General features: G+C 40.2%; 23 protein-coding genes and 3 tRNA genes. 21 read left to right on the top strand and 5 right to left on the bottom strand.

Annotated elements, in window-relative coordinates; genetic code table 11:
* Nucleotides 1-20: 20 nt before the first annotated feature.
* The 3 genes from G498_RS0101315 to hemL all read left to right on the top strand — a co-directional run bounded on the left by G498_RS0101315 (nucleotide 21) and on the right by hemL (nucleotide 3049).
* Nucleotides 21-917, top strand: a complete 897-nt coding sequence (locus tag G498_RS0101315; protein WP_035744679.1) for a 1-aminocyclopropane-1-carboxylate deaminase/D-cysteine desulfhydrase — start codon at nucleotides 21-23, stop codon at nucleotides 915-917.
* A 69-nt stretch (nucleotides 918-986) separates the two neighbouring features.
* Nucleotides 987-1763 carry a glucosaminidase domain-containing protein gene (locus G498_RS0101310; protein WP_244877122.1) on the top strand — a complete coding sequence of 259 codons (777 nt, stop codon included), beginning with the start codon at nucleotides 987-989 and terminating at the stop codon, nucleotides 1761-1763.
* Complete coding sequence (gene hemL / locus G498_RS0101305; RefSeq protein ID WP_026979476.1) at nucleotides 1763-3049, top strand: glutamate-1-semialdehyde 2,1-aminomutase; 1287 nt, start codon at nucleotides 1763-1765, stop codon at nucleotides 3047-3049. The genes G498_RS0101310 and hemL overlap by 1 nt, the downstream gene beginning before the upstream one ends.
* 62 nt (nucleotides 3050-3111) lie before the next feature.
* On the opposite strand, the gene G498_RS0101300 is transcribed toward hemL, so the two are convergent.
* From G498_RS0101300 to lysS, 3 genes are all read right to left on the bottom strand, one after another.
* Nucleotides 3112-3447 carry a hypothetical protein gene (locus G498_RS0101300; protein WP_026979475.1) on the bottom strand — a complete coding sequence of 112 codons (336 nt, stop codon included), beginning with the start codon at nucleotides 3445-3447 and terminating at the stop codon, nucleotides 3112-3114.
* 81 nt (nucleotides 3448-3528) lie between these two features.
* The gene (locus G498_RS0101295; RefSeq protein ID WP_026979474.1) at nucleotides 3529-3957 is read right to left on the bottom strand and encodes a hypothetical protein; all 429 of its coding nucleotides are present in this window, start codon (nucleotides 3955-3957) and stop codon (nucleotides 3529-3531) included.
* 121 nt (nucleotides 3958-4078) lie between these two features.
* A complete protein-coding gene (gene lysS, locus G498_RS0101290) occupies nucleotides 4079-5782 on the bottom strand; it encodes a lysine--tRNA ligase (protein WP_026979473.1) in 1704 nt (567 codons plus the stop codon).
* Between the two features lie 237 nt (nucleotides 5783-6019).
* Between lysS and lipB the strand changes: the two genes are divergently transcribed.
* A complete protein-coding gene (gene lipB, locus G498_RS0101285; protein ID WP_026979472.1) occupies nucleotides 6020-6715 on the top strand; it encodes a lipoyl(octanoyl) transferase LipB in 696 nt (231 codons plus the stop codon).
* Between the two features lie 32 nt (nucleotides 6716-6747).
* On the opposite strand, the gene G498_RS0101280 is transcribed toward lipB, so the two are convergent.
* On the bottom strand, nucleotides 6748-7347 hold the full coding sequence (locus G498_RS0101280) for a ribonuclease HII (RefSeq protein ID WP_026979471.1): 600 nt from the start codon (nucleotides 7345-7347) through the stop codon (nucleotides 6748-6750).
* Nucleotides 7348-7546: 199 nt separating this feature from the next.
* Here G498_RS0101280 and G498_RS0101275 point away from each other — a divergent pair, with 199 nt between their 5' ends.
* From G498_RS0101275 to G498_RS0101250, 6 genes are all read left to right on the top strand, one after another.
* Nucleotides 7547-10639 (top strand): SusC/RagA family TonB-linked outer membrane protein, encoded by a 3093-nt coding sequence (locus G498_RS0101275; protein WP_051269619.1) that lies wholly within the window; start codon nucleotides 7547-7549, stop codon nucleotides 10637-10639.
* Between the two features lie 21 nt (nucleotides 10640-10660).
* The gene (locus G498_RS0101270; RefSeq protein ID WP_026979469.1) at nucleotides 10661-12202 is read left to right on the top strand and encodes a SusD/RagB family nutrient-binding outer membrane lipoprotein; all 1542 of its coding nucleotides are present in this window, start codon (nucleotides 10661-10663) and stop codon (nucleotides 12200-12202) included.
* A 20-nt stretch (nucleotides 12203-12222) separates the two neighbouring features.
* Nucleotides 12223-13029: a hypothetical protein gene (locus tag G498_RS0101265; RefSeq protein WP_131387696.1), complete on the top strand. Its 807-nt coding sequence runs from the start codon at nucleotides 12223-12225 to the stop codon at nucleotides 13027-13029.
* Nucleotides 13030-13034: 5 nt separating this feature from the next.
* Nucleotides 13035-14033: a hypothetical protein gene (locus tag G498_RS0101260; RefSeq protein WP_026979467.1), complete on the top strand. Its 999-nt coding sequence runs from the start codon at nucleotides 13035-13037 to the stop codon at nucleotides 14031-14033.
* A gap of 100 nt (nucleotides 14034-14133) precedes the next feature.
* Nucleotides 14134-16044, top strand: a complete 1911-nt coding sequence (locus G498_RS0101255; RefSeq protein WP_026979466.1) for a putative porin — start codon at nucleotides 14134-14136, stop codon at nucleotides 16042-16044.
* 156 nt (nucleotides 16045-16200) lie between these two features.
* Complete coding sequence (locus tag G498_RS0101250; RefSeq protein ID WP_026979465.1) at nucleotides 16201-17562, top strand: pyridoxal-phosphate dependent enzyme; 1362 nt, start codon at nucleotides 16201-16203, stop codon at nucleotides 17560-17562.
* A gap of 43 nt (nucleotides 17563-17605) precedes the next feature.
* Here G498_RS0101250 and G498_RS0101245 read toward each other — a convergent pair whose 3' ends face one another.
* Entirely contained in the window at nucleotides 17606-19282 is a 1677-nt protein-coding gene (locus G498_RS0101245; RefSeq protein ID WP_026979464.1) for a GLPGLI family protein, read from the bottom strand.
* Between the two features lie 82 nt (nucleotides 19283-19364).
* Here G498_RS0101245 and G498_RS15685 point away from each other — a divergent pair, with 82 nt between their 5' ends.
* From G498_RS15685 to tuf, 11 genes are all read left to right on the top strand, one after another.
* On the top strand, nucleotides 19365-19700 hold the full coding sequence (locus G498_RS15685) for a hypothetical protein (RefSeq protein ID WP_131387714.1): 336 nt from the start codon (nucleotides 19365-19367) through the stop codon (nucleotides 19698-19700).
* Nucleotides 19691-19918 (top strand): PspC family transcriptional regulator, encoded by a 228-nt coding sequence (locus G498_RS0101235; RefSeq protein ID WP_026979462.1) that lies wholly within the window; start codon nucleotides 19691-19693, stop codon nucleotides 19916-19918. Before G498_RS15685 ends, G498_RS0101235 begins: the two co-directional genes overlap by 10 nt.
* Nucleotides 19919-19929: 11 nt before the next feature.
* On the top strand, nucleotides 19930-20814 hold the full coding sequence (locus G498_RS0101230) for a ComEA family DNA-binding protein (protein ID WP_026979461.1): 885 nt from the start codon (nucleotides 19930-19932) through the stop codon (nucleotides 20812-20814).
* Nucleotides 20815-20836: 22 nt separating this feature from the next.
* On the top strand, nucleotides 20837-22012 hold the full coding sequence (locus G498_RS0101225) for an acyl-CoA dehydrogenase family protein (protein ID WP_026979460.1): 1176 nt from the start codon (nucleotides 20837-20839) through the stop codon (nucleotides 22010-22012).
* Nucleotides 22013-22178: 166 nt separating this feature from the next.
* Nucleotides 22179-22373, top strand: coding sequence for a 30S ribosomal protein S21 (gene rpsU / locus G498_RS0101220; RefSeq protein ID WP_026979459.1), 195 nt, complete (start codon nucleotides 22179-22181; stop codon nucleotides 22371-22373).
* A gap of 69 nt (nucleotides 22374-22442) precedes the next feature.
* Nucleotides 22443-23336, top strand: coding sequence for a tyrosine-type recombinase/integrase (locus tag G498_RS0101215; protein ID WP_026979458.1), 894 nt, complete (start codon nucleotides 22443-22445; stop codon nucleotides 23334-23336).
* Nucleotides 23337-23373: 37 nt separating this feature from the next.
* The gene (gene hpf / locus G498_RS0101210; protein WP_026979457.1) at nucleotides 23374-23676 is read left to right on the top strand and encodes a ribosome hibernation-promoting factor, HPF/YfiA family; all 303 of its coding nucleotides are present in this window, start codon (nucleotides 23374-23376) and stop codon (nucleotides 23674-23676) included.
* A gap of 91 nt (nucleotides 23677-23767) precedes the next feature.
* Nucleotides 23768-23841, top strand: a tRNA-Thr gene (locus G498_RS0101205).
* Nucleotides 23842-23874: 33 nt separating this feature from the next.
* Nucleotides 23875-23956, top strand: a tRNA-Tyr gene (locus tag G498_RS0101200).
* 75 nt (nucleotides 23957-24031) lie between these two features.
* Nucleotides 24032-24103 (top strand) — tRNA-Thr (locus G498_RS0101195).
* Nucleotides 24104-24156: 53 nt separating this feature from the next.
* Nucleotides 24157-25344, top strand: a complete 1188-nt coding sequence (tuf, locus tag G498_RS0101190; protein WP_026979456.1) for an elongation factor Tu — start codon at nucleotides 24157-24159, stop codon at nucleotides 25342-25344.
* Nucleotides 25345-25376: the final 32 nt, after the last annotated feature.

Raw genomic sequence — 25376 nt, 5'->3', positions numbered from 1 at the left:
ACTACTTTTGTAAAATAAAAATGCCGTTGAATCAGGAAATAGTTTATAACCTGCCCAATTCCATAACGCTTGTAATCAAACGTGAGGATTTGCTGCATCCGTACATTTCAGGAAATAAGTTCCGGAAATTAAAGTACAACCTTCTGGAAGCAAAGGCTTTGGGTTATGATAGGTTGCTTACGTTTGGAGGGGCTTATTCGAATCATATAGCTGCAACGGCTGCGGCTGGAAAGGAAATGAGGTTTTCTACTATTGGGATTATTCGCGGCGAGGAATTAGCAACAAAAATAGCGGACAATCCAACGCTGTCTTTGGCTAAATCAGACGGTATGGAGTTGCAGTTTGTTTCGCGTGAAGTCTATCGCCATAAAGACTCAGAAGTTTTTCAAGCGTTCATTAAAAAAAAGTTCGGCAATGTGTATGTTCTTCCGGAAGGCGGTACCAATGCCTTAGCAGTAAAAGGATGTGAAGAAATCCTAGACGAAAAAGATTCGGGTTTTGATTACCTCTGTTGTGCTGTTGGAACAGGAGGTACAATTTCGGGAATTATCAATGTTTCGGGTGCTTCTCAGACGGTTATGGGGTTTCCTGCGTTAAAAGGTTCGTTTTTATCTGATGATATTCGTAAGTTTGCAAAAAAGGACAATTGGAAGCTTATTAAAGGCTATGAATTTGGAGGATATGGAAAAGTAACCTCCGAATTGGTGCAGTTTTTGAATACGTTTTACCAACAGACCGGAATTCCTTTAGATCCGTTGTATACCGGAAAAATGCTGTATGGGGTGATGGATATGATTGCTAAAAATCAGTTTCCGGCCGGCGCCAAAATTTTAGCCATTCATACAGGTGGTTTGCAGGGAATTAGGGGGATGAACCAATTGTTGCTTCAAAAAAGAATGCCTACTATTAATTATTAGCATATGTTGAAAAAGTGTCTTATTGCGTGTTTTGCAGTTTTGTTATACAACTGTGGTTCTTCCAATAAAGTGAGAACGACGACTAAAACCACCAAGCCTACGGTTGCAGTTAAGAAACATCAGCCCGTGGTCGTTACTTCATCAAATAAGTCAGCTTCTGAAAAAAAGTCTGAAGTGCTTGAGGCTACTTCTAAAGTTGGGGTTACCAGTGAAGATGTAAAAAATTACATTGCACAATTTAAAGATATTGCTAAAGATAACATGCGCCAGCACGGGATTCCGTCCAGTATCACCATGGCACAGGGAATTTTAGAATCGGGTGCAGGTACAGGTGTTTTGAGTGTCAAAGCTAACAACCACTTTGGGATTAAATGTCACACCGGCTGGACAGGAGAAAGCGTACATCATGATGATGATGCGGCTCAGGAATGTTTTCGTAAGTACAATCATCCGTCAGAATCCTATAGAGATCATTCTCTTTTTCTTACTTCAAGAAGCCGATACGCCAATCTTTTTAAGTTGGACAAAGGCGATTATGTGGCTTGGGCAAAAGGGCTTAAAGCGGCCGGATATGCTACCGATCCAAAATATCCGGATAAATTAATCAGCCTGATAGAGCGTTACGAATTGTTTCGCCTAGATGAAGAGGTGATAGGTTCCGGTTACAAGACGATTGCCAAAACATCGGATACGCCTTTGGACAGTAAATCGTATCGCGTTGTACAAGGAGATACACTGTATTCTATTTCCCGAAAATTTAATTTATCTGTCGATCAGTTAATCGAAATGAACAATCTTTCTTCCAATGCCATATCCATTGGACAAATTTTAAAAATCAAATCATAATGTTATATCAGAGAAGCAGTCAGTTGTTTGTGGAGGCTGCAAAAGTAATACCCGGAGGCGTAAATTCTCCCGTTCGCGCTTTCAAAGCAGTAGGAGGAACACCAATATTCGTTAAAGAAGCCAAAGGAGCCTATTTGTATGATGAAGACGGCAATCGTCTAATCGATTACATTAATTCCTGGGGGCCGATGCTTTTAGGCCATGCATACGAACCGGTAGTCAACGCCGTAATCGAAAAAGCTAAAAAGGGAACCTCTTTCGGTATGCCGACCGAACTGGAAACCCAGATTGCAGCATTAGCCGTTTCCATGGTGCCTAACATCGATAAAATCCGTTTTGTGAATTCCGGAACCGAGGCCTGTATGAGTGCCATTCGTTTGGCCAGAGGATACACCAAAAGAGACAAGATTGTTAAATTCTCCGGATGTTATCACGGACATTCCGATTCATTTCTGATTGCCGCCGGCAGCGGATTAAGTACCTTCGGAGTTCCCAACAGTCCGGGAGTTACAGAAGGGACCGCTAAGGATACTTTGTTGGCCGCCTATAACGATATTGAAAACATCAAAGCCCTTTTTGCTGCGAATAAAGACCAGATTGCTGCGGTTATTATTGAGCCGGTTGCCGGTAACATGGGATGTATTCCCCCAAAAGAAGGTTTTTTGAAGGATTTGAGAACAGTGTGCAGTGAAAACGGTACCTTGCTTATCTTCGATGAAGTAATGACCGGATTCCGATTGGCAAAAGGCGGAGCGCAGGAATTGTTCAACATTCAGGCTGACATTGTTTGTTTTGGAAAAGTAATAGGCGGTGGATTGCCGGTAGGTGCTTTTGCGGCATGTAACGAAATCATGGATTATTTAGCACCGGTTGGTCCGGTGTATCAGGCGGGAACCTTGTCCGGAAATCCGTTGGCTATGGCAGCCGGGTTTGAAATGCTGAAGCAGATCAACAGCGATCAGGAATTATTTGCCCGATTGGAAGAAAAAACTGCTTATCTTGAAAACGGCATTCGTGAAAAGTTAACCGAAAATAATGTAGTGTTTACTGTTAACCGTGTAGGGTCGATGATATCCGTACATTTTGACGCCAATCCGGTTTGCGATTTTAAAACCGCAGCCAATGGCGATAATGAAACCTTCAAGAAATTCTTTCACGGATTGCTGAAAGAAGGAGTGTATATCGCGCCTTCTGCTTATGAAACCTGGTTCATCACCGATGCGCTTACGTATGAAGATTTGGATTTTACAATTAAGGCTGTTGGAAAAGTGGCTAAAGAATTGTAATGAATCACTGAAAATAAAAAAACCACCTTTTTTAGGTGGTTTTTTTATTTTGTAATAAATGTTTATTTACCGTTAGCTACAAGCTGTCTGAAAAGATTTTTGTCTTTTTTGATTAACGTTTCAATTTTTTCATCACTTAAGGTAGCTCTTAATTTAGCCTCGATGGTTTGAGCGATGCCTTTTACGCGTTCTTCGTTCAAATCCGGAGCGGCAAAAGCGTCATGTTTTTTTACGAATAACCAAAACAGAGCGTCTTCTGTTTGTTTGTCTAATTCGATAATTTCTTTAAGCATGCCAACATCTTTTCTGGCTGCTTCCTCAATTTTAGATCTGTCTTGTGCGTTCATGCCTACAGAGAAAGCAAACAACATGACAAAAAGAGCAATTATTTTTTTCATAATTCGTTAAAGGTTAATGATTAATGCTGTCAAATCTAATCAAAAATGTATGAAAAGCAAAATTTACCTGCTATAATAACATTATTTTTCAGATTTGTGATGCATCATTCTTTTTCGCTCCATGCGGTGTCCGCTTCGGTCTGCTTTGCGCTCTTCCCATTTTGCCATTTGCTTTTCGCTTAAGATTTTTTTCATATCGTTTTTGAAAGCAATCTGTTCGTCCAGCATTTTGCTTTTCATGGCAAAGCGTTCCTCGCTGGTAGGTTTTTTGTTTTCAGTTTTTGTGGCCTGACGTTTTGCTCTGGCTTCTTCCATTTTTTTGTGTCGGGCGGTCAGCAGTGTTTTGACTTCTTTTTGCTGTTTCTCATTCAGATCAAGATCCAGGGTCATTTTTTTAACCTGAAGTTCTACACGTTGTTCCGGAGTTAATTTCTCACGCTCCATTTTTTTCTCCTGTGCCTGAACGGTTAATCCGATTAAGGCAATTACGGCTAATGCTAATTTTTTCATGTCTTTAAAATTTTTGTGTTACAGCTATAAGACATTCAAAAATGAAAATGGTTTAATCGGATTTTCAGAAAATAATAAAAGCTGTCTTTGGGACAGCTTTTATATATAGGTAAAATAAGGATTACATTGTCAGTTCCACAATTTTGCTTTCGCCGTTTACCGCTACTTTTGTAAGGCCGTGTTGTGCTAAAGCCTTCATGGCTTTGTCCCATTTTTTGCCGCTCAAAGCAGCCTGGGTTTTTAGTTCGGCCAAATCCATGGTGTTTTCGTTTTTCTGTAACAACTCCACAATCAGTTTTTCTTCGGCTTCCAGTTCCAGTTGCGGTGCTTTTTTCTCCGGACGCATTTGCGGGAAGAATAATACTTCCTGAATCGACGGGTTGTTGGTTAAGAACATGATCAAACGATCCATTCCGATTCCCAAACCAGACGTTGGCGGCATACCGTATTCTAAAGCTCTTAGGAAGTCCTCGTCGATGAATTGTCCGGCTTCGTCATCACCTCTTTCCGAAAGTTTTAACTGCGCTTCGAAACGTTCTCTCTGGTCAATCGGGTCGTTCAGTTCGGAATACGCATTCGCGATTTCTTTTCCGCACACCATTAATTCGAAACGCTCCGTTAGTTCCGGATTGTCGCGGTGCGATTTACACAAAGGCGACATCTCTTTCGGATAATCCGTGATGAACGTCGGCTGAATGAAGTTACCCTCGCATTTTTCCCCGAAAATTTCGTCAATCAGTTTGCCTTTCCCCATCGTGTCGTCCACTTCAATACCCATGCCTTTGGCTGCCTCTCGGATTTCGTCTTCGGTTTTTCCGGTAATGTCAAATCCGGTGAATTGCTTGATCGCATCCGTCATGGTCACTCTCGCATACGGCGATTTGAAGTTTACTTTGTGCTCGCCGAAAATGGCTTCTGTCGTGCCGTTTACCTGAGTGGCACAATATTCCAACAGGTTTTCTGTGAACTCCATCATCCAGTTGTAATCCTTGTAGGCTACGTAAATTTCCATCGCGGTAAATTCCGGATTGTGGGTACGGTCCATGCCTTCGTTGCGGAAGTTTTTCGAAAACTCATACACGCCGTCAAAACCGCCAACGATTAATCTTTTCAGATACAATTCGTTCGCAATTCGCATGTACAACGGAATGTCTAAACTGTTATGATGTGTGATAAACGGTCTTGCGGCTGCTCCACCGGGAATCGACTGTAAAATTGGGGTTTCCACTTCCATATAACCGGCATTGTTAAAGAACGTTCTCATAGCGTTGAACAATTTGGTTCGCTTCATGAAAACGTCTTTTACCTGCGGGTTTACGACCAAATCCACATAGCGCATGCGGTAACGCAATTCCGGATCTACGAATTCGTCGTAAATGTTTCCGTCGGCATCGGTTTTGGGTAGCGGAAGAGGGCGTAAAGTTTTGCTTAAGAATGTAAAATTGGAAACTCGGATACATTTCGCGCCCACCTGAGTCGTAAACAATTCGCCTTCCACTCCGATAAAATCCCCTAAGTCGGTTAATTTTCGGAACACGGTGTTGTATAAGGTTTTGTCTTCGCCTTCGCAAATCACATCGCGGTTAAAATACGCCTGAATACGGCCTTCGCTGTCCTGAAGTTCGGCAAAAGAGGCTTTCCCCTGATCGCGCACACTCATCAGGCGGCCGGCTACCACAACTTTCTTTCCTTCTTCAAAAGCGTCCTTTATCTGCTTCGACGTAGTATTTACGGGAAACAAATTTGCGGGATACGGATTGATGCCAAGTGCTCTCAACTTGCTCAATTTCTCTCTTCTGATGATTTCTTGTTCTGAAAGTTGCATATCGTATTGATTTTTAAGGGTGCAAAGATACTGTTTTAGTTGTAAAGTTGCAAAGGTCCAAAAACAGTGGTCTTATTGATGGCTGATGCTGCGAACTGTGATGGCTAGTTCTTTTAGGAGCGTAAAGGTCCGGGCTTTTTTGGAATCCGTTTTCCTGCTGTCCGCGCTACACGGTAGCTTGCTCCCATCAGGGCTATGTGGAAACTATTTTGTATTTTTGTGTAGTTTTTAAAAATTATGAATAAAAAAGTACAGCTTCAGGATCTGGGGCGAAAAGATTATAAAGCAACCTGGGATTATCAGGAAGCGCTCTTTGCGGCTATCGTAGCCCAAAAAATGGCAAAAAGAGACCACCCGGAAATCACAACCGATAATCATTTCCTTTTTGTGGAACATCCGCATGTTTATACGTTAGGGAAGAGCGGCGATTTATCGAACTTGCTTTTAAGTGAGAAGCAACTGGAAGAAAAAGGAGCGACGTTTTACAAAATCAACAGAGGAGGAGATATTACCTATCACGGTCCGGGCCAGATTGTAGGCTATCCGATTCTTGATTTGGAGAATTTTTTCACAGACATCCATAAATATCTTCGCTTGTTGGAGGAAGCTATTATCCTTACGTTGGCCGAATACGGTTTGCAGTGCGAAAGAAGCCAGGGAGAAACCGGAGTGTGGCTGGGAGTTGGCACGCCCTTTGCCCGAAAAATTTGTGCCATGGGCGTGCGCGCTTCCCGATGGGTAACTATGCATGGTTTTGCGTTGAATGTTAATGCGGATTTAGGGTATTTTGATAATATTATTCCTTGTGGTATTAAAGGAAAGGCAGTAACTTCTCTTAATGTTGAGTTGGGAGTTGACAAAGTGAATGAAGAAGAAGTGAAGCAAAAAATACTGAAGCACTTTTCCAGTCTGTTTGAAGCGGAATTAGTTTAATATAAAAAAGGAAGTCGATTGACTTCCTTTTTTTATAAATCTAAAGTGAGTTGTTCGGGTAACAATCGGAACGACATTCTGTGGTATTTGGTTATACCGTATTTTTTAATGGCTTCCCGGTGTTCTTCTGTTGGGTAGCCTTTGTTTTTTTTCCAATTGTACATGGGAAATTCTTCGTGAATCCGGTTCATGTATTCGTCCCGGTAGGTTTTGGCCAGAACCGATGCAGCTGCAATACTTAAATATTTACTGTCGCCTTTTACAATGCAACTGTAAGGAATGCCGTTGATGGGTTTGAACCGATTGCCGTCTACTATAATGTGGTCCGGAGAAGGGTTGAGTTGTAGGATGCATTCCTGCATGGCTTTTATGGAGGCGTTCAGAATGTTTATTTTGTCAATAATAACAGGTTCCAGATGGGTTACTTTATAGGTAAGTGCTTTTTCTTCTATAAGTGGTCTTAGTTTGTCTCGGGTCTTTTCGGATAGTTTTTTGGAGTCGTTTAAGAACTCGAGTTCAAACTCTGTGGGAAGAATTACTGCGGCGGCTGTGACCGGACCTGCCAGACAGCCTCTCCCGGCTTCATCGGTACCGGCTTCAAATAGCATAGAGGAGTGGTTTTTTAGTAACATTCTTTTTTTTTGCCAAAAGTAAAATTTTTTGCGCAACCCTTTTGTTACTTTTTAATCTTATAAATGTGTTTGTTAGGAATTTTGAAAATTTCGGGATGATTTTTTAACATATATAAAATACTATAAATCTGTAGTATTATTTGGTTATTTAAGAAATTATTAAGAAGTTTGCGAAATAACTAACTCAAATAAATTTAATATGAGATCGAAGTTTAAATGGATTTTTGCGCTATTAATGGCGTTTTCAATGCAGTTTTCCTTCGCACAGGAGAAAACTATTACAGGTACAGTAACCGAGGCTGGTTTACCGTTGCCGGGTGTTAGCGTTGTTGTAAAAGGTACGACTCGCGGGACACAAACAGACATGGATGGTAATTATACCATCGCAGCAAAAACAGGAGAGTCTTTGGTGTTTTCATTCATTGGGATGAAGGATCAGACAATTGTGGTTGGTGCTGCAAGCAAAATCAATGTGGCTATGGCTGCAGAGGCTACTGCGATTGAGGATGTGGTTGTAACAGCTCTTGGTATTAAGAGAAAAACAGATGCGGTTACATCAACGTATCAAAAAGTAAATGCTGAAGAATTGAACAAAGCGGCTAACCCGAATGCGGTTCAGGCGCTTGTTGGTAAGGTTTCAGGTTTACAAATTAATACAACTAGCAGTGGAATTAATGCTGAGAACAGAGTTGTGTTGAGAGGGGCCAGATCGATGACAGGTAATAACCAGGCTTTGGTTGTTATTGATGGGGCGATTTCAAACATTGGTACTTTTCAACAATTAGCTCCTGAAATCATTGAGAGCGTGAACGTATTGAAGGGTGCGCAGGGAGCTGCTTTGTACGGTTCTGATGGTGTTAACGGTGTTATTATTGTGACTACTAAGAAAGGTTCGACAGAAGGTAAATTTAAAGTAAATGTTACATCTTCTGTTGATATTTCTGATATTGCATATTTGCCACAACGACAATTGCGTTACGGTCAGGGTTGGGACGGATTGCATGCGAGTCAGGAGAATGGTTCTTGGGGGCCTGAATTTGACGGTTCGCTTGTGCCGGTAGGTTTACCTCAGGCAGATGGATCTTATATTATGGCTCCGTATAGCCCTATTGAGGATAACTATAAGCAATTCTTTAAAAAAGGTACTATTGTGCAGACAGGGGTTACTTTGAGTGGAGGTAATCTTGAGAATGGTTATGCTATATTTTCTGCAAACAGAAATCAAACAGATTTCATTGTAGATAAGGATGAGTTGAAAAGAAATTCATTCTTGCTAAAAGCAGGGAAGAAATCGGGTAGATTTACAGTAGAAGGTAATATTAACTATATCAATGAGAGTGTAAAAAATACAGTTTCAGGATTGTATGGTAACCTTTTACAGACAGCTTCGAATGTTCCTGTTAGTCAATTTAGCGGAGGTCAGAACCAACATCACTGGACTGTTTATTATAACTCTCCATACTGGAGAAGAGATAACGAGAGAGAGTTTGGTAAAACAAACAGAATGGCGGCAATTGTTTCTTTGGGGTATGAAATCAATAAAAACATCAGCCTTTCTTATTTGGCTAACTTGAGATTGAATACATTTGATAACTGGTCTTATAAAAATGAGTACGTAGATAATATAGCCAGTGTTTATGGTTCAAGAAGTAATTCTGTAACATCGGAATACTATAGTTCTACTCAGCTTGACAGAAATTTTTACGGAGATTTTATTGTGAATTTTGACTATATGTTAACTAATGATCTTTCATTTAAAGCTAACGTAGGTTTCAATACGCAGGATTTCTATACAAAAGTAAACCAAGTTGGAGGTACTAATTTGAATATTCCGGGACTTTATAACTATACTAACGTTTTGAACCCTGCTTTGGCTTCAAATTTAGCTAATACAATTATTACTAGAAATAAGTTTGGTCTTTTTGGAAATGTTGATTTAGGCTATAAGGAATATTTATTCTTGAATGTAACCGGAAGAAATGACTGGTCAAGTGTGTTCGAGAAGAGAAATTCTAGTTTCTTCTATCCAAGTGCGGGTATTTCGTTTATCCCTACTAAAGCTTTTGACGGTCTTAAAGGTGATATTTTAAACTATGCTAAGTTGTCTGCTAACTGGACTAGAGTTGGTAATGAATCTGCGGTTCCTGCCTATGCTATTAATAGTCTTGGGGTTCTTGGTATTGGATATCCATTTGGTGGGGCAAACTCTTACGTTCAGCAACAGGGTCAAACATTTAAAGGTATTACGCCTGAGTTTGTGACATCTAAAGAAGTTGCTGCAAACTTCGGTTTCTTTAACGACAGATTGACACTTGATGCTTCATATTATGTTACCGATACACATGATTTGATTACAAATACAGGTGCTTCTGCTGCTGCGGGGCTTACTACTCTTAGAAGAAATGTTGGAGAAATGCAAACCAAAGGTTATGAGATTGACTTGTCTTTCACGCCTATTAAAATGGCAAACAACGGATTGCGTTGGGATAACAAATTGAGCTATACTCATTATAAATCTGTGATTAACAAAGTGTCTGATGAGGCAACTGAGGTGTCATTGCGTCAGCCGTATGACTTTGTTGGAATTTATGCAGTTGCAGGAGAAGAATATCCTTTGATTAAAGGAACTACTTATTCTAGAGATGAGTTTGGTAGAATCATTCTTGATGCAAATGGTAATCCAACAATTGACCCTACTATGAAAAAATTAGGAAAAGTTAATCCTGATTACATCTTAGGTTTGACATCTTCATTGTCTTACAAAGGAGTTAAATTGTCTGCTACTATGGACTACAGAACTGGTCACCAATTCTATTCAGATGTAAAACGTAATTTATCTTGGACTGGACAGTTAGTTGAATCAGCTGAAAACAGATCTGGATTCATTATGCCGAATTCATCTTACGATTATAATGGAAATGGGTTGTATGAGGCTAATGAGGCTAATACAAATGTTATGACAGGTGGTGGTAGTATGGCTTCATTCATTAACTATTATAACAGTTATTATTCTACAACTGGTGAGAATTTAGTTATTGATGCGACTGCTTTCAAAGTAAGAGAATTGTCATTAAGCTATAGCTTTAACCAAGATCTTATTAAGAGAGCTGGTTTAACAGCAGTTACTATTGGAGTTAATGCACGTAACCCGTTCACTTGGTTCCCTAAGGAAAACAGATATTATAACGATCCTGAAGGTTCTGAAACGACTGGAAATGCTGGAGGTTTATCTTTTACAGACAGATATCCGGTTCAGAAAACTTATGGTTTCGCAGTAAATCTTACTTTTTAATTAATTTAATTACTTTAGAATATGAAAAGGAAAATATTATATCCATTTGCGTTTCTTGCGGTGATGTCAATTGCTTCTTGTACCTTGGATGAAAATAAAAGTCCGAATAGTCCTGTGTATTCAGATATCTCTCCGGTTTTGACGCTGAGTGCTGCTCAGACGCAAACTTACAGAGCAATTTCTGGTGACAATCAGAATTTTGAGACTTCCATCAGAAGCCAGTCAATGAATCAATTGGGGAACTTATGGATGAACAGTTGGGCAGGAAACGTAAACAATACTACCAACCCGTATAGCGAAGAATACCGCTCTATCTTGAGTTCAACTTTCTACAATCCGATTTGGGATTGGACATACAGAAATGTGACTAATTTCCAACAAATTATCAATTACGATAGTCCAAACTACGATAATCACAAAGCTATTGCTAAAATTCTTAAGAGTTTTTACATGCAATATATTGTAGATTTATATGGTGATTGTCCTTATAGCGAGGCTTTTCAAGGACAAGCTAATCTTTATCCTAAGTACGATGACGATAAATTAGTGTACAGAGGCTTAGTTAACGAGTTAGACGAAGCTATCGAACTAATTGAGAATGCTAACTCTAGTGATGTTACTGTAGGAGCGGAAGATGCTATGCTTGCCGGTAATATGACAAGATGGAAGAGTTTTGCAAACACAATTAAACTTAGAATTTTGCTTAGACAATCGGAGTTGACAGATACTGAAACTATTGCTTATCTAGACGCGCAATTCGATACTTTAGCAGATGCTCAGTTTGTAGATTTTGATGTAACAATCAATCCTGGTTATAATGCAACCAATGCAAACAGACAAAATCCTTTCTACGGTGCTTATGGTTATACTATAACCGGTCAGGCAACGGGTAATAGGGCTCTTATTACAGCTTCTGCTCATGCTGCAGATGCTTTAAACAATACCTCAGACCCAAGAAGAAGCCGATTGTTTACCACAACAGGTGGTCTAGTAGTAGGAATTGAACAAGGTGCTGATTCGGAAGATGCTCCGGATAACCCTTCATTCTTAGGTCCTGCAATTATTCCTGTACCAGTTGGAACGAATGCTTCTGTGGGTTCTTCTATGGCTGGTTATGTGATGACTTTGAGTGAGGCTAAGTTTATTTTGGCTGAAGCTGCTTTCAGATATCCTACGAAATTTGGAGCTTATGATGCTGAAACTTTGTTTACTCAAGGAATTCAGGCTTCATTCACCAGATTAGGTGTTACTCCTGCTGCTGGTGCAACTTATTTGGCAAACATCGACCCTATCAATGGTTTTGGCTGGAATGGTTCTGCAGATAAGATTGAGGCAATTATGACTCAAAAATGGATTGCTTTAATGAATGTACATGCAATTGAAAGCTGGATTGATTACGTAAGAACTGGTTTCCCTGTAACCCCATTGGCATTGACTAATAGTGGAGTTGGTAAGCCTAAGAGATTAATGTATCCTGCTTCAGAATATATTTCTAATACTGCAAATGTACCTGCACAAACAAGTGCTACAGTTTTTGCAACAGGTCCTTTCTGGAGTGAATAATAACTAAAAACTAGAAAAAGATGAAAAAATTATTAATTCTTTCTGCGTTATCATTATCGCTGTTTTCATGCTCTGATGATGATAGATTAGAGACAGACGTCTTGAATCAAGGTCCTAAGATTGTTGGTTTCGAGAATACTATCGAAAATATTGCTTATTTTTCAGATGAAGGTCAAATTCAGTATGACCTGCCAGTAATTATCTATGGATTTGGCGATGGTAATGCTAATGGTTCTAATATTGAGATTACCTATGAAGTTGATTTAGACAACTCAACTGCAACGGAAGGAACTGAATTTGAATTTGCGGATACTACAAATAAAATTACAATTCCTGCGGGTAGTACTTTTGCTACGATTCCATTGTTGGTAAATACAGGTTCTTTTAATCCAATTTCTAAAACGGAATTGGTTCTTAAATTGACAACTACCACTGACGGTGTAATTAGTGAATCCCAAAAAATTGCCACTATTGCTTTCGTAGGTTGTCAGTCGCAATTGCCAACTGGAGCTTATTCATGGGTTAGTACTGCTGGATATGCTGGAACAGCAAATATTACTGAGATTGCAACCAATACGTTTGAAGTTCCTTTCCCAGGAGTTTCTTCTGGAGGGCAGCCAATTCCAATGCAGTTTAACGATATCTGTGGTGAGTTTACTCATTTAGGTTGGGATTTTAGCGATACCTATTTATGTTCAGCTAGTAATATTACTTGGGACAGTGATTTAAACACATTGACTTTTGAAGAGTTAAGAGTTTACAATGGACTGACTGTGGGATCTGGTGTGTTTTTTGACAGAAAAACTACTGTTTATACTAAACTATAAATATTATGAAGATATATAATTTTAAAAATTTACTGGCAGTAGCTGCATTATCAATGTTGGTTACTTCATGTAATGATGACGACACTTTAGCCGATGTAAGAAACGCTAAGCCTGTTGTTACTGTTGATAACATTCTGGCTTCAGCAAATGAAGGTGAGGAGTTGACTTTTACTTTAACTGTAGACAAGCCATCTTCCACTCCAATGGACTTTAAAGTGGAACTTTATGCAAATGGTAGTACAGCTTCTTTCAGAGATTTTGACTGTTCAGGAGTAGAAACTGATATTGCTGAAGGAGGATATTCTCAGGGACCAATTGGTTATAAACTGGTTTTTCCTGCGTATGCTGAAACTTTTCAGTTCACAATTACACCGAAGTTAGATTTGCTAACAGAAGGTAATGAAGTGTTAAAGCTTCGTATTGCTTCTTCTGGAAATGGTGCTGGTTTGGTAGCTTCAGCTTCTGAAATCATTACAATTAACATTTCTGATGTTATCAATAATAATGTTGGATTTGAGTTGGAGTGGGCTCAGACTACTACAGATATTCACGGTACGATTTTTGATGGTACATATGCGACTCCTACTTCTACTGCTTATTTTTCTGACTGGGATTTCGATTTCTGGTTAGAGGATGAGTTAGGGAATGAAGTAAACGGTGGTACTTATCCAGGTGCTACTGCTAATTCTCCTGAGTTTTTTACCATGGAATCAACTTTGCCTGACGGAAACTACTATTTATATGTAGATTTATGGCAAGCTGGTCCGGCACCTGCTGTTCCTTTCAACCATGATTTGAAAGTTAACATGTCTAAATATGGTGTTTGGTCTAAAACTATTAATATCCCATTAACAAGTAATGACAGTTTTAGTGATTATGTTGCCATAGTTGAAAAAGCTGGAGATATTTATACTGTTTATGATATTAATTCAGGAGATGTTATCATTTCTGGTAAAGTTTCTAAGTTGAAAAACAAAATGAAACACAAAGCGAATAGAAAATAATTTTTATTTCAGGCTTTAGAAAAACCCCGCAACAGCGGGGTTTTTTATTTTTTGAAAATATCATATAATTCTCGTTACCTTTGCGTCATAACTTAAAAGTATGAGTCAGCGTTTTTTATTTGTGATATTATTCTTTTCCTTTGTTTGCTCCGCACAGGTAGACGAAGTTTTAAAACCGGATCGAAAATTTGAAAAACAGACGGCTGAAAAAAAAGCCTCTATCGATTTATACAAAATCATCAGCCTGGATAATGATACCACCTACGTAGACACTACGCTAACCATTCAGCGAGAGTACAAGTTTAACTACCTGCGTAAAGACACCTTCGGGTTACTTCAGTTTCTTAACGAAGGGCAAACTTATAATACTCTGAATTTTGGGTTAAACCAATTCAATCCTTACCCGGAATTTGGTTTCAAGGCCAAGCATTTTAACTATCTTGAGGTTCGGGATGTCAACTATTATAACGTGCCCACACCTTATTCCGATTTGTATTTCAAGTCTGTAATGGAGCAAGGGCAAAATCTGGATGCTTTTGTTTCCTTAAACACTTCCAAAAACCTTAATTTTTCCGTTGGCTATAAAGGTTTGCGCTCTTTGGGCAAGTATGCTAATCAACTGTCCAGTACCGGAAACTTCCGGTTCATCACCAGTTATAACACCACCAATAAACGCTATCACCTGAAAGCACATATCACCGCTCAGGATATTTTAAATCAGGAAAACGGAGGAATTGTTAATCTGTCGGAGTTTGAAGAGGGTGAAAACCTTTACAGAGAACGAGCCCGACTGGAAACGTACTTTACCGATGCCAAATCCTTGCTGAAAGGCAATCGTTTTTTTGTAGACCATTCGTTTCGGTTGAGCAAATCGAATCCTAACAGTTTGGTACTTTTACACCAGTTCAATTTTGAAAATAAGTTTTTTGAATTTTCCATGAGCGCCAACGAGCGTTTTGGAGACAGTTATGCTTCTACAGTCAACAATAAAACGCGCTACAACAGAATGTATAACAAATTTGGGGTGGCCTATTCCAATGCCAAATTGGGCGATTTCCAGTTTTTTGCAGACGATTATAAGTATAACTATTTCTACTACCGAACCGTAACACTGGCCGACGGGTCAATAGTGCCCAACAAAAACAACGACCGTATCAACACCTGGGGAGCCCAATACAGCTATCAGAAAAACAGTTGGAAAGGAAATTTACTGGTTTCCAATTCGCTGACCAATCAGTCTTTAGCCAATATCGAGGCCAATGTGCGTTATACTTTAAATGACAAAAACACCTTTGCTTTAAAGTACCAGAACATGAACAAATTACCGGATTTAAATTACGTGCTCTACCAAAGTGACTACGTTGCGTACAACTGGTACAATACTTTCAAAAACGAAAAGATCAACAATTTTGAAGTCGAGGCCCAAACCCAATGGCTTGATGCGTCGTTCCAGTATACGGTTTTAAACGACCATTTGTTTTTTGCTAACCAAAACCCGGTTTATAACGAGCAGGGCATTGCAGAACAGCTTGTCGTAAAGCCTTTTCAGTACGATAAAACCATCAATTACTTGTCGGTGAAGGCTTCCAAAGATGTTAAATTCTGGAAAATGGGTTTTGATAATACCGTTTTATTTCAGCAAGTCGAGCAGAACGACCCAATCCTGAATGTGCCCAAATTTGTAACCCGGAATACGCTGTATTTTTCCGATTACTACTTCAAGAAAGCCTTGTACATCCAAACCGGTGTCACGCTCAATTATTTTACGAAATACAAAGCCAACGACTACAATCCTTTACTGGGAGAATTTTACATCCAGAATCAGAAAGAAATCGGCGATTTCCCGATGATGGATTTCTTCATCAACGCCAAAGTCCGAACCTTTCGCATGTTCCTGAAAGCCGAGCACTTTAATTCGAGCTTTACAGGTTTCAACTATTATACGGCACCGAATTATCCGTACCGCGATTTCATGGTGCGTTTTGGGGTTATCTGGAATTTCTTCAGTTAATTTTTTGGGGAGCGAAACATCAGGGCTTTTCTGTAAAGGCAATTCCCGCTTTCCGTTCTACTTCGTGCCACTGCAATCGGGGCTAGGGAGGAAACCATTTTATTGTTTGGAAAGATTTTAATTATCTCTACATTTGCAGTTCGCAATCAAGTCAAAATGAAATACGCAGAGAACATATTAGGCACTATCGGGAATACCCCGATGGTTAAACTGAACAAAATTACGGCCGAAATCCCGGCTTTGGTTTTGGCAAAAGTGGAATACTTCAACCCGGGACAATCCTGCAAAGACCGCATGGCCTTAAAAATGATTGAAGATGCCGAAGCTGACGGTCGTTTAAAACCGGGCGGCACCATCATCGAAGGAACTTCCGGAAACACCGGTATGGGGCTTGCGCTGGCAGCCATCATCAAAGGCTACAAACTGATTTGTGTCATCACAGACAAACAATCCAAAGAAAAAATGGACATCCTGCGCGCCGTAGGAGCCAAAGTAGTCGTTTGTCCCACAGACGTAGAACCCACCGATCCGCGTTCGTACTATTCCGTATCCCGAAAACTGGCTGAAGAAACGCCAAACGGCTGGTATGTAAACCAATACGACAATTTGTCCAATACCAAAGCCAACTACGAACAAACCGGTCCGGAAATCTGGGATCAGACCGACGGAAAAGTAACGCACTTCGTAGTAGGAGTGGGAACCGGAGGAACAATTTCAGGCGTGGCCAAATACCTGAAAGAAAAAAATCCAAATGTAAAAGTATGGGGAATCGATACCTACGGTTCGGTTTTCAAAAAATACAAAGAAACCGGCATCTTCGACGAAAACGAAATCTATTCCTATGTAACCGAAGGAATCGGAGAAGACATCCTGCCGGAAAACGTAAACTTCGACCTGATCGACGGATTCACGAAAGTAACCGACAAAGACGCCGCCGTGTACACCCGTAAATTGGCCTTGGAAGAAGGCCTTTTTGTCGGGAATTCTTCTGGAGCGGCCATCAAAGGATTGTTGCAGTTAAAAGATAAATTCGGCCCCGACGATGTGGTGGTGGTGTTGTTCCACGATTCAGGTTCCCGTTATGTGGGGAAAATATTCAACGACGACTGGATGCGCGAAAGAGGCTATCTGGATGATGAAATCACCAAAGCCGAAGATCTGATCCAGGATCATATCGACAAACCTTTAGTGGTAGTGCGTACCGAAGAATTAGTGTCCCATGCCATCGAGCGCATGCGCAAACACAAAATCTCCCAAATCCCGGTAATTGACGTTAACGGTTTTGTAGGTTCGGTAGACGAAACCGATTTGTTCCAAAGCTATGTGGCGGATAAAAACGTTTCGGAAAAACCAATCCGGGAAGTCATGGGCGCGCCGTTCCCGATTGTAAAATTAGGAACACCGGTAGAAGAAGTGTCCAAACTGATTAACAAAGACAACCAGGCCGTTTTGGTAGATTTGGGCAACGGAAAACACCACATCATCACCAAACACGATGTCATCAATTCGATAAAATAATTTCAAGTATAAGAAAGCCGTTCAGATGAACGGCTTTCTTATTTTAATCGGCAACCAAAACTCCCGAAACGTTCCAGAAACTGAAACTGTTGCCTTCCGGAGCCCCTTGCGGAATTTTAATCCGAAAGCTGTGTTTGCCGGCTTTCAGATCGCCTAATTCAATAATAGCAGGATTGGTTACCGTTCCCGGGCACCAATTCGAACGGCTGTAATCCGACGAAGACAAACCGTTGTTAAAATTGCCCGAAGCCGGATTGAACAAGCGATAACTGCCGCAATCCTGTCGCCAAGGGATAAAAGCATTCACTTCTTTTTCGTCTAACAGTATCGAGTTTTTCTTAGGGACAAACTCATCGCCATTTTCCCAGCCGCCATGACCTGTTGTGATATATCGAAGCTTAGCGTTTTTGAGGTCTTTGTCCAAAGTAAATTCCACCAAAAGCCCTTTTTCATTGTTGAACATGGTAGCATATTCCTGACCGGCCATTTCCATCACGTTGGTGGTGTTGAAAAGCGGTAACAGAAAATTGTTTTTCGAAGCGGCATTTTCTTCATTGTGAATCGTAATGTTCAGCGAAACTTTGTGGCCGCCTTTGTCGTAATTTCCGATGAAAGTGCCTACCCAAACTTCCTGATTGCTCAAAGCTGTACGCAATTCCGAAATGTCCTGTCTGTACGGCACTATTTCATGCCAGGTTTTGTCTTTCAGCTGAATATGATTGTATTGTTTGATGCCGAACGGAGTGAAAAAACGCATCAGTTCCAGCAATGGGGCATAGTTTTGGGTCCGAACCACGCCCTGGTATTGTTTTCCGTTGCCGTTTTCGTATACCGGAAGCGTTTTGGCACCATCTTTCAACCCGTCCAAAAAGGAAATTTTCTGATCCGTCGGAATGACAAAAACCGAACCGGTGCGGTCGTAGGCATCTCCGTTAGATTGCTCGCTTACCTCCGCAAAAATCTGACTGCCGTTGTTAATCGTCGGGAATTTGACTTTTTTCAGGATAATCGTCCCGTTGGCAAACCGCAAAATACTGTCGTTGGATTTCGAAGCCTCGGAAAAATTGATAGTTTCGTTTTCGAATATTTTTAAGGTAGTGAAGCGGCTCTTCCAAAGTAAATCGCGATAGGTCAGCAAATCTACTTGTTTAGCGTTTGAAAGGGAGTTCAGTTTGTAAATTTCTTTTTGCTTTTCGATTTTGGTGGCGGAAATGATGTAATTGTTGTTGCGGTTCATTTCCAGTACCAATCCTAAGTTCTGTCCTAAAACGGTTGGGGCGCCTTTAACGTTCAGGTCTTCGGTAAACCACAACTCAATCTGATTGGAATTGACCACGGTTTTCGCTTTTCGGCATTTATAACCTAAAATGGTTTTGGTTTCAGAACCGATTTCAAAAGTCTGCTTGCCAAGGGAAATACTGTCAGTAGTACTTACCGACTTGCTTTTGTCCAATTGTCCGATTTGACGGTAAGAATTGTTGCTGTGGTTAACGACAGTCTGCTCAAAAGGAAACGGTGTTTTAGCCGCAAGGATGTTCTGCGAAGTAAGTACGGTTTCACGTCCGTTACAGAAAACAAGAATCGGATCCTGATTTTCCACCAGTTTTCCGTTGGAACTCCGCAAATAGGTTATTTTATAGGTAGTTGACGATTTGTCTTTCTTTTGAGCATGAGTGACGCTCAACGACAAGACTAAAAATAAAGTAAGAATTTTTTTCATTTTTTAGTTGTGAAGTTTACACAAAGATAAAAGTTTCCTTATATTAGCACTTTATTTATAAGCCATATTACTATTACACACCATGCAGCAGAATTTTCTACGCCATCTCTGGCTGGTACAGCAATTTGAGAGTTCCGGATTAAAAACAGTCCGGGAAGAACCGTTCCGGACACTTCATTCCGGTTGTTGCCTTCTGAAGACCGCTTCCTGTTTTTTTAATGCGCAAATATTCACTGGTGCGTTGCGTCGCGCCGGCGGTGTCACTGTTTGTAATCATGACAGGAAAGTGAAAAGCAGCGATGAGACAGAACTGTCGGTTTTGGAATGGCAATCCTGTCGGAATCCGGAAATCGTTCGGTATTCCCAAAACACCCATGTCAAAAAAATACTTAAATTTGTAACCGACTTATGGGACTAATCACAAACATCCGCCATTTTTTTGAAAAGCACGGCTTTGAAGTATCGTCACGTCTGGCTGATAAGCTGGGTATGCGAACCACCAGCGTCCGCTTGTTTTTCATTTACATTTCCTTTTTTACGGTAGGCTTGTGGTTTGGAGTGTATCTTACGCTAGCCTTTTTGCTGCGCCTGAAAGACATGGTGTACACCAAACGCAGTTCGGTTTTCGATTTGTAATCCCCTTTTCTATGCATGATAATGGTCTCAGTGTGAAATTCACACGCGAGCAGCGTAGCGGTATCGTTGCGTTGCTGTTGCTTATGGTTGTTACCCAGTTAGGGTATTATGTCTATTCGTTACAATCCGGAAGTGAAAAGCCAAAACTTTCCCCAGAAGAACTTCAATGGTTGGCGATGCAAAAACAGATTGACAGTCTGAAGATACAAAAGGAAGCGGAAGGCAATAAAATCTACCCGTTTAATCCAAATTTTATTTCAGATTACAAAGGGTATACTCTGAAAATGTCCCTTGCCGAAATCGATCGATTGCATAAATACCGTGAAGCCAATAAGTTTGTCAACTCAGCGGAAGAATTTCAGCAAGTCACAAAAGTATCCGACGAATGGTTACGGAAATATGCGCCGTATTTCAAATTTCCGGATTGGGTGAAGCATAAAAAGTCCTCTTTTCAGAACTATAAAACCGAGCCGTTTGCAAATAAAAAAGAAAAGCTGGCAGTTATAGACATCAATCAGGCTACACAGGAAGATCTGATGAAAATTTACGGGATAGGACCGGGCTTGTCGGAACGTATTTTGAAAGAGCGGGAGAAATTCGGAGCGTTTGTAAACATGAACCAGATGAATGACATTTGGGGTTTGTCTCCGGAGGTAGTGGAACGGCTCAACAAACATTTTAAAGTAGTGGCGGTTCCGGTTCTTAAAAAGATTCCGATAAATGAGGCTTCGGTTAAAGAACTTCAGACCCTGCCTTATTTCCGCTATCCGTTGGCTAAGGAGATTGTTACCTATCGCAGTATGAATGGCGAAATAAAATCCAAAGAAGATTTGCATAAAATTAAGAATTTTCCAGTTGAAAAAGTCGATATAATTGCCTTATATTTGGACTTTTAAACAAACAAACAATTCAACCAAAATGAATTCAGTCTACTTTACAGAAGAACATCAATTATTTAGAGAGAGTTTACGCGATTTTTTGCATAAAGAAGTGGTGCCGCATATCGAAAAATGGGAAAAAACCGGAACCATTGAGCGTTTCATATGGAAAAAGTTCGGGGATATGGGCTTTTTCGGATTGCGTTATCCGGAAGCTTATGGAGGCTTGAATCTGGATTTGTTCTATACGGTTGTCTTTTTGGAAGAATTGCAGAAAATAAAATCGTCCGGTTTTGCCGCGGCTATGTGGGCGCATTCTTATTTGGCCATGACGCATTTAAATGCGGAAGGCGATGAGCGCATCAAGCAGAATTATCTGGCGCCGAGTATTTCCGGAGACATGATTGGAGCCTTGTGTATTACCGAGCCGTTTGGAGGCAGTGATGTGGCAGGTATGCGTACAACGGCTGTAAAAAAAGGAGACAAATATATCATTAACGGTTCCAAAACGTTCATAACCAACGGGGTTTATGCGGATTATTATGTAGTTGCAGCCAAAACAAATCCCGAACTTGGCAACAAAGGAATAAGCATGTTTCTGGTAGACGCAAAACTTGCAGGTGTTTCGGCTACTAAACTTGATAAATTAGGATGGAGAGCTTCCGATACCGCGGAAATCGCTTTTGACAATGTAGAGATTCCTGCCGAAAATTTAATGGGTGAAGAAGGAAAAGGCTTCCCGTACATCATGCAGCATTTTGCCTTAGAGCGTTTGATTATGGCCATTAACGCCCATGCAAGAGCAGAGTATGCTATTGAATACACCATAGGCTATATGTCCGAGCGTGAGGCATTTGGCAAAACCATTGATAAATTTCAGGCGTTACGTCACACTATAGTGGAGCATGCAACCGATGTTGAGCATTGTAAATGGTTCAATTACGCTACGGTAGCCCGTTTGGATCAGGGGGAATATGTGGTGAAAGAAGCGACTATGGCGAAACTGAAATCGACTAAAGTTGCTGATGAAACGATTTACAGTTGTCTGCAGATGTTAGGAGGGTACGGTTATATGGAAGAATATCCGTTGGCGCGTTTGTTCCGCGACAGTCGTTTAGGGCCAATTGGTGGCGGTACTTCGGAAATTCTGAAAGAGATTTTGTCGAAGATGATCATCGATAATAAAAATTACGAACCGGCTGTGAAGCATAAATAGTCGGATTTTAAATAGCAGCAAGAGCCAAGAGACAAGAAATTGTAACTTGGCTTTTTTGTTAAGAATAGTGAGGGGTCTTTCGGTAAAAAATAATTCAAAATTTATAATTTGTAATTTAAAATAAAATTGTAAGTTTGCAGCCTAAATGAGAGGAGGTGTCTAAACTATGTTAATTATCCCAATTAAAGACGGAGAAAATATCGATAGAGCATTAAAGCGCTATAAGAGAAAATTTGATAAAACTGGTACAGTTCGTCAATTAAGAGCACGTCAGCAGTTCACAAAACCATCTGTGGTTAGAAGAGCGCAGATCCAAAAAGCACAATATATTCAAGGTTTAAGAGACTCTTTAGAGAACTAGTAGATTTTTGAATGATTCTATAACCGTTAGTGAACGAAGTTTTATAACTTTGTTGCTAACGGTTTTTTTATGATTGATTCTTTGCAGGCATACCGGAACTATCTTCAGAAGGAGAAAAACTATTCTTCTCATACGATTACGGCCTATCTTAAAGATATTTCTGATTTCAATGTTTTTTTGGGAAACGAAGACGCCGCGCAGGCATTGGAAACGGTGCAGTACGGTCAGGTTCGCTCCTGGATCGTGGCTTTGGTGGAAGGTGGTATTTCCAACAATTCGGTGAACCGGAAAATCTCTTCCTTAAAATCCTTTTATAAATTTCTGCTCAAATCTAAGCAGATTGAAATCAATCCGTTGCAAAAACACAAATCTTTAAAAACGCCGAAGAAAGTTCAGGTTCCTTTTTCGGAAAAAGAACTCGAAATGGTTTTTGAGGAAAACGATTATCCCGATGATTTTGAAGGCATTCGCAACCGTTTAATTATTGAGCTTTTTTATACCACCGGCATGCGAAGAGCGGAATTGATTTCGCTGGAGCTGTCCAATTACAGCTCCTACACTAAAACCTTAAAAGTGCTTGGGAAGCGAAATAAGGAGCGAATTCTGCCGCTTCTGGATTGTACGGTTGTGTTGCTGAATCGTTATCTTGAGGTTAGGAAAACGGTTGAAAGTGGTTCGTCCGGCAATTTGTTAATTTTGAATAAAAACGGGCATAAAGTTAGTGAAACGTTTGTGTATCGATTAATAAATGATTACTTTAGTAATGTCTCTGAGAAAGTAAAAAAGAGTCCACACGTTCTGCGGCATACCTTTGCGACGCATCTGCTGAACAACGGTGCCGATTTAAATTCAGTAAAAGAATTGTTGGGTCACGCCAGTTTATCTTCCACTCAAATCTATACGCACAGCAGTTTAGCGGAACTGAAACGAGTTTATCAAGATTCTCATCCGCGCAGCCATTAATAATTCTAAACGTTTAACCCAAATAAATTTTTTAATTATGAAAGTAAATGTTCATGCGGTCAATTTTAACATTGATAGAAAATTAGTAGATTTTGTACAAGAACGATTAGATAAATTAGAAAAATATTACGACAGGGTGGTTTCATCCGATGTTTTCCTGAAAGTGCAGAACACAAGTGACAAGGAAAATAAAATAGTGGAAATTAAAATTAACGTGCCGGGTGATGAATTTATGGTGAAAAAACAAAGCAAATCTTTTGAGGAAGCAGTAGATTTGTCGGTAGATTCACTGGAGCGACTTTTGATGAAACGAAAAGAAAAAATCAGAGCACACAGCTAAAAATAAAAAAAAGAGAAAAATTATTTTGATTAAAAAATAAAATGCCTACATTTGCAGTCCGTTAGAAATAGCGGACTTTTTTATTTTCAATGCCGGTGTAGCTCAGCTGGCTAGAGCAGCTGATTTGTAATCAGCAGGTCGTGGGTTCGAGTCCCTCTATCGGCTCAAATACGATAAAGTATTGAAAATTAAAAAGTTGGGGAGATACTCAAGCGGCCAACGAGGGCAGACTGTAAATCTGCTGGTTACACCTTCGCAGGTTCGAATCCTGCTCTCCCCACAAAAAAATGGAATTTAGAAAAAAAGAATTCGGAGATTTCTGAATTTTGAATTCTAACTTCTGAAACGCACAAAAGCCGGTGTAGCTCAGGGGTAGAGTGCTTCCTTGGTAAGGAAGAGGTCACGGGTTCAAATCCCGTCATTGGCTCAATTTTGAATATTTGAACACTAATTATATAACTAAGATTAAATTATTAAATCATGGCAAAAGAAACCTTTGATCGTTCGAAGCCCCATTTAAATATCGGAACTATCGGACACGTAGATCACGGAAAAACTACTTTGACAGCTGCTATTACTAAAGTATTGGCTGATGCTGGTTTATCAGAAGCTAAATCTTTCGATCAGATCGATAATGCTCCTGAGGAAAAAGAAAGAGGTATTACTATTAATACATCTCACGTAGAGTACTCTACTAAAAACCGTCACTATGCTCACGTTGACTGTCCAGGTCACGCGGATTACGTTAAGAACATGGTTACTGGTGCTGCTCAGATGGACGGAGCTATCCTTGTAGTTGCTGCTACAGATGGTCCAATGCCGCAAACTCGTGAGCACATCCTTTTAGGTCGTCAGGTTGGTGTGCCTAGAATTGTTGTGTTCTTGAACAAAGTTGACATGGTTGACGATGCTGAGTTGTTAGAGCTTGTTGAAATGGAAGTAAGAGACTTATTGTCTTTCTATCAGTACGATGGTGACAATGGTCCAGTTATTAAAGGTTCTGCTTTAGGAGCTTTAAATGGTGATCCAAAATGGGTTGCTACTGTAATGGAATTGATGGATGCTGTTGACAACTGGATTGAAGAGCCGGTACGTGACAGAGAAAAACCATTCTTGATGCCAGTTGAGGACGTATTTACAATTACAGGTCGTGGAACTGTTGCTACAGGTCGTATCGAAACTGGAGTTGCTAATACTGGAGATGCTGTTGAAATCATTGGTATGGGTGCAGACAAATTGACTTCTACAATTACAGGGGTTGAGATGTTCCGTAAAATCCTTGACAGAGGTGAAGCTGGAGATAACGTAGGTTTATTGTTACGTGGTATCGATAAAGCGGATATCAAACGTGGTATGGTTATTATCAAGCCGGGTTCTGTAAAACCACACGCTCACTTCAAAGCTGAGGTGTATATCTTGAAAAAAGAAGAAGGTGGACGTCACACTCCATTCCACAACAACTACCGTCCTCAGTTCTACGTACGTACAACTGACGTAACAGGTACTATTTCTTTACCTGCAGGAGTTGAGATGGTTATGCCAGGTGATAACTTAACTATTGAAGTACAATTGTTAAGCCCGATCGCATTATCAGTAGGTTTACGTTTCGCTATCCGTGAAGGTGGTAGAACTGTAGGTGCTGGTCAGGTAACTGAAATTTTAGACTAATTATTAGTTGTATATAAAGTCGGCAGTTTTGC

The organism is Flavobacterium suncheonense GH29-5 = DSM 17707, from assembly GCF_000430025.1.
GTDB lineage: Bacteria > Bacteroidota > Bacteroidia > Flavobacteriales > Flavobacteriaceae > Flavobacterium > Flavobacterium suncheonense.
The sequence above is the reverse complement of the archived record's forward strand: the minus strand, read 5'-3'. Positions and strand labels throughout refer to the sequence as shown.

What these genes read in the sequence shown, in the direction of transcription:
- G498_RS0101315 (WP_035744679.1), top strand. Translation starts at nt 21, where the DNA reads ATGCCGTTGAATCAGGAAATAGTTTATAACCTGCCCAATTCCATAACG.
- hemL (WP_026979476.1), top strand. Translation starts at nt 1,763, where the DNA reads ATGTTATATCAGAGAAGCAGTCAGTTGTTTGTGGAGGCTGCAAAAGTA.
- G498_RS0101300 (WP_026979475.1), bottom strand. Translation starts at nt 3,447, where the DNA reads ATGAAAAAAATAATTGCTCTTTTTGTCATGTTGTTTGCTTTCTCTGTA.
- G498_RS0101295 (WP_026979474.1), bottom strand. Translation starts at nt 3,957, where the DNA reads ATGAAAAAATTAGCATTAGCCGTAATTGCCTTAATCGGATTAACCGTT.
- lysS (WP_026979473.1), bottom strand. Translation starts at nt 5,782, where the DNA reads ATGCAACTTTCAGAACAAGAAATCATCAGAAGAGAGAAATTGAGCAAG.
- lipB (WP_026979472.1), top strand. Translation starts at nt 6,020, where the DNA reads ATGAATAAAAAAGTACAGCTTCAGGATCTGGGGCGAAAAGATTATAAA.
- G498_RS0101280 (WP_026979471.1), bottom strand. Translation starts at nt 7,347, where the DNA reads ATGTTACTAAAAAACCACTCCTCTATGCTATTTGAAGCCGGTACCGAT.
- G498_RS0101275 (WP_051269619.1), top strand. Translation starts at nt 7,547, where the DNA reads ATGAGATCGAAGTTTAAATGGATTTTTGCGCTATTAATGGCGTTTTCA.
- G498_RS0101270 (WP_026979469.1), top strand. Translation starts at nt 10,661, where the DNA reads ATGAAAAGGAAAATATTATATCCATTTGCGTTTCTTGCGGTGATGTCA.
- G498_RS0101265 (WP_131387696.1), top strand. Translation starts at nt 12,223, where the DNA reads ATGAAAAAATTATTAATTCTTTCTGCGTTATCATTATCGCTGTTTTCA.
- G498_RS0101260 (WP_026979467.1), top strand. Translation starts at nt 13,035, where the DNA reads ATGAAGATATATAATTTTAAAAATTTACTGGCAGTAGCTGCATTATCA.
- G498_RS0101255 (WP_026979466.1), top strand. Translation starts at nt 14,134, where the DNA reads ATGAGTCAGCGTTTTTTATTTGTGATATTATTCTTTTCCTTTGTTTGC.
- G498_RS0101250 (WP_026979465.1), top strand. Translation starts at nt 16,201, where the DNA reads ATGAAATACGCAGAGAACATATTAGGCACTATCGGGAATACCCCGATG.
- G498_RS0101245 (WP_026979464.1), bottom strand. Translation starts at nt 19,282, where the DNA reads ATGAAAAAAATTCTTACTTTATTTTTAGTCTTGTCGTTGAGCGTCACT.
- G498_RS15685 (WP_131387714.1), top strand. Translation starts at nt 19,365, where the DNA reads ATGCAGCAGAATTTTCTACGCCATCTCTGGCTGGTACAGCAATTTGAG.
- G498_RS0101235 (WP_026979462.1), top strand. Translation starts at nt 19,691, where the DNA reads ATGGGACTAATCACAAACATCCGCCATTTTTTTGAAAAGCACGGCTTT.
- G498_RS0101230 (WP_026979461.1), top strand. Translation starts at nt 19,930, where the DNA reads ATGCATGATAATGGTCTCAGTGTGAAATTCACACGCGAGCAGCGTAGC.
- G498_RS0101225 (WP_026979460.1), top strand. Translation starts at nt 20,837, where the DNA reads ATGAATTCAGTCTACTTTACAGAAGAACATCAATTATTTAGAGAGAGT.
- rpsU (WP_026979459.1), top strand. Translation starts at nt 22,179, where the DNA reads ATGTTAATTATCCCAATTAAAGACGGAGAAAATATCGATAGAGCATTA.
- G498_RS0101215 (WP_026979458.1), top strand. Translation starts at nt 22,443, where the DNA reads ATGATTGATTCTTTGCAGGCATACCGGAACTATCTTCAGAAGGAGAAA.
- hpf (WP_026979457.1), top strand. Translation starts at nt 23,374, where the DNA reads ATGAAAGTAAATGTTCATGCGGTCAATTTTAACATTGATAGAAAATTA.
- tuf (WP_026979456.1), top strand. Translation starts at nt 24,157, where the DNA reads ATGGCAAAAGAAACCTTTGATCGTTCGAAGCCCCATTTAAATATCGGA.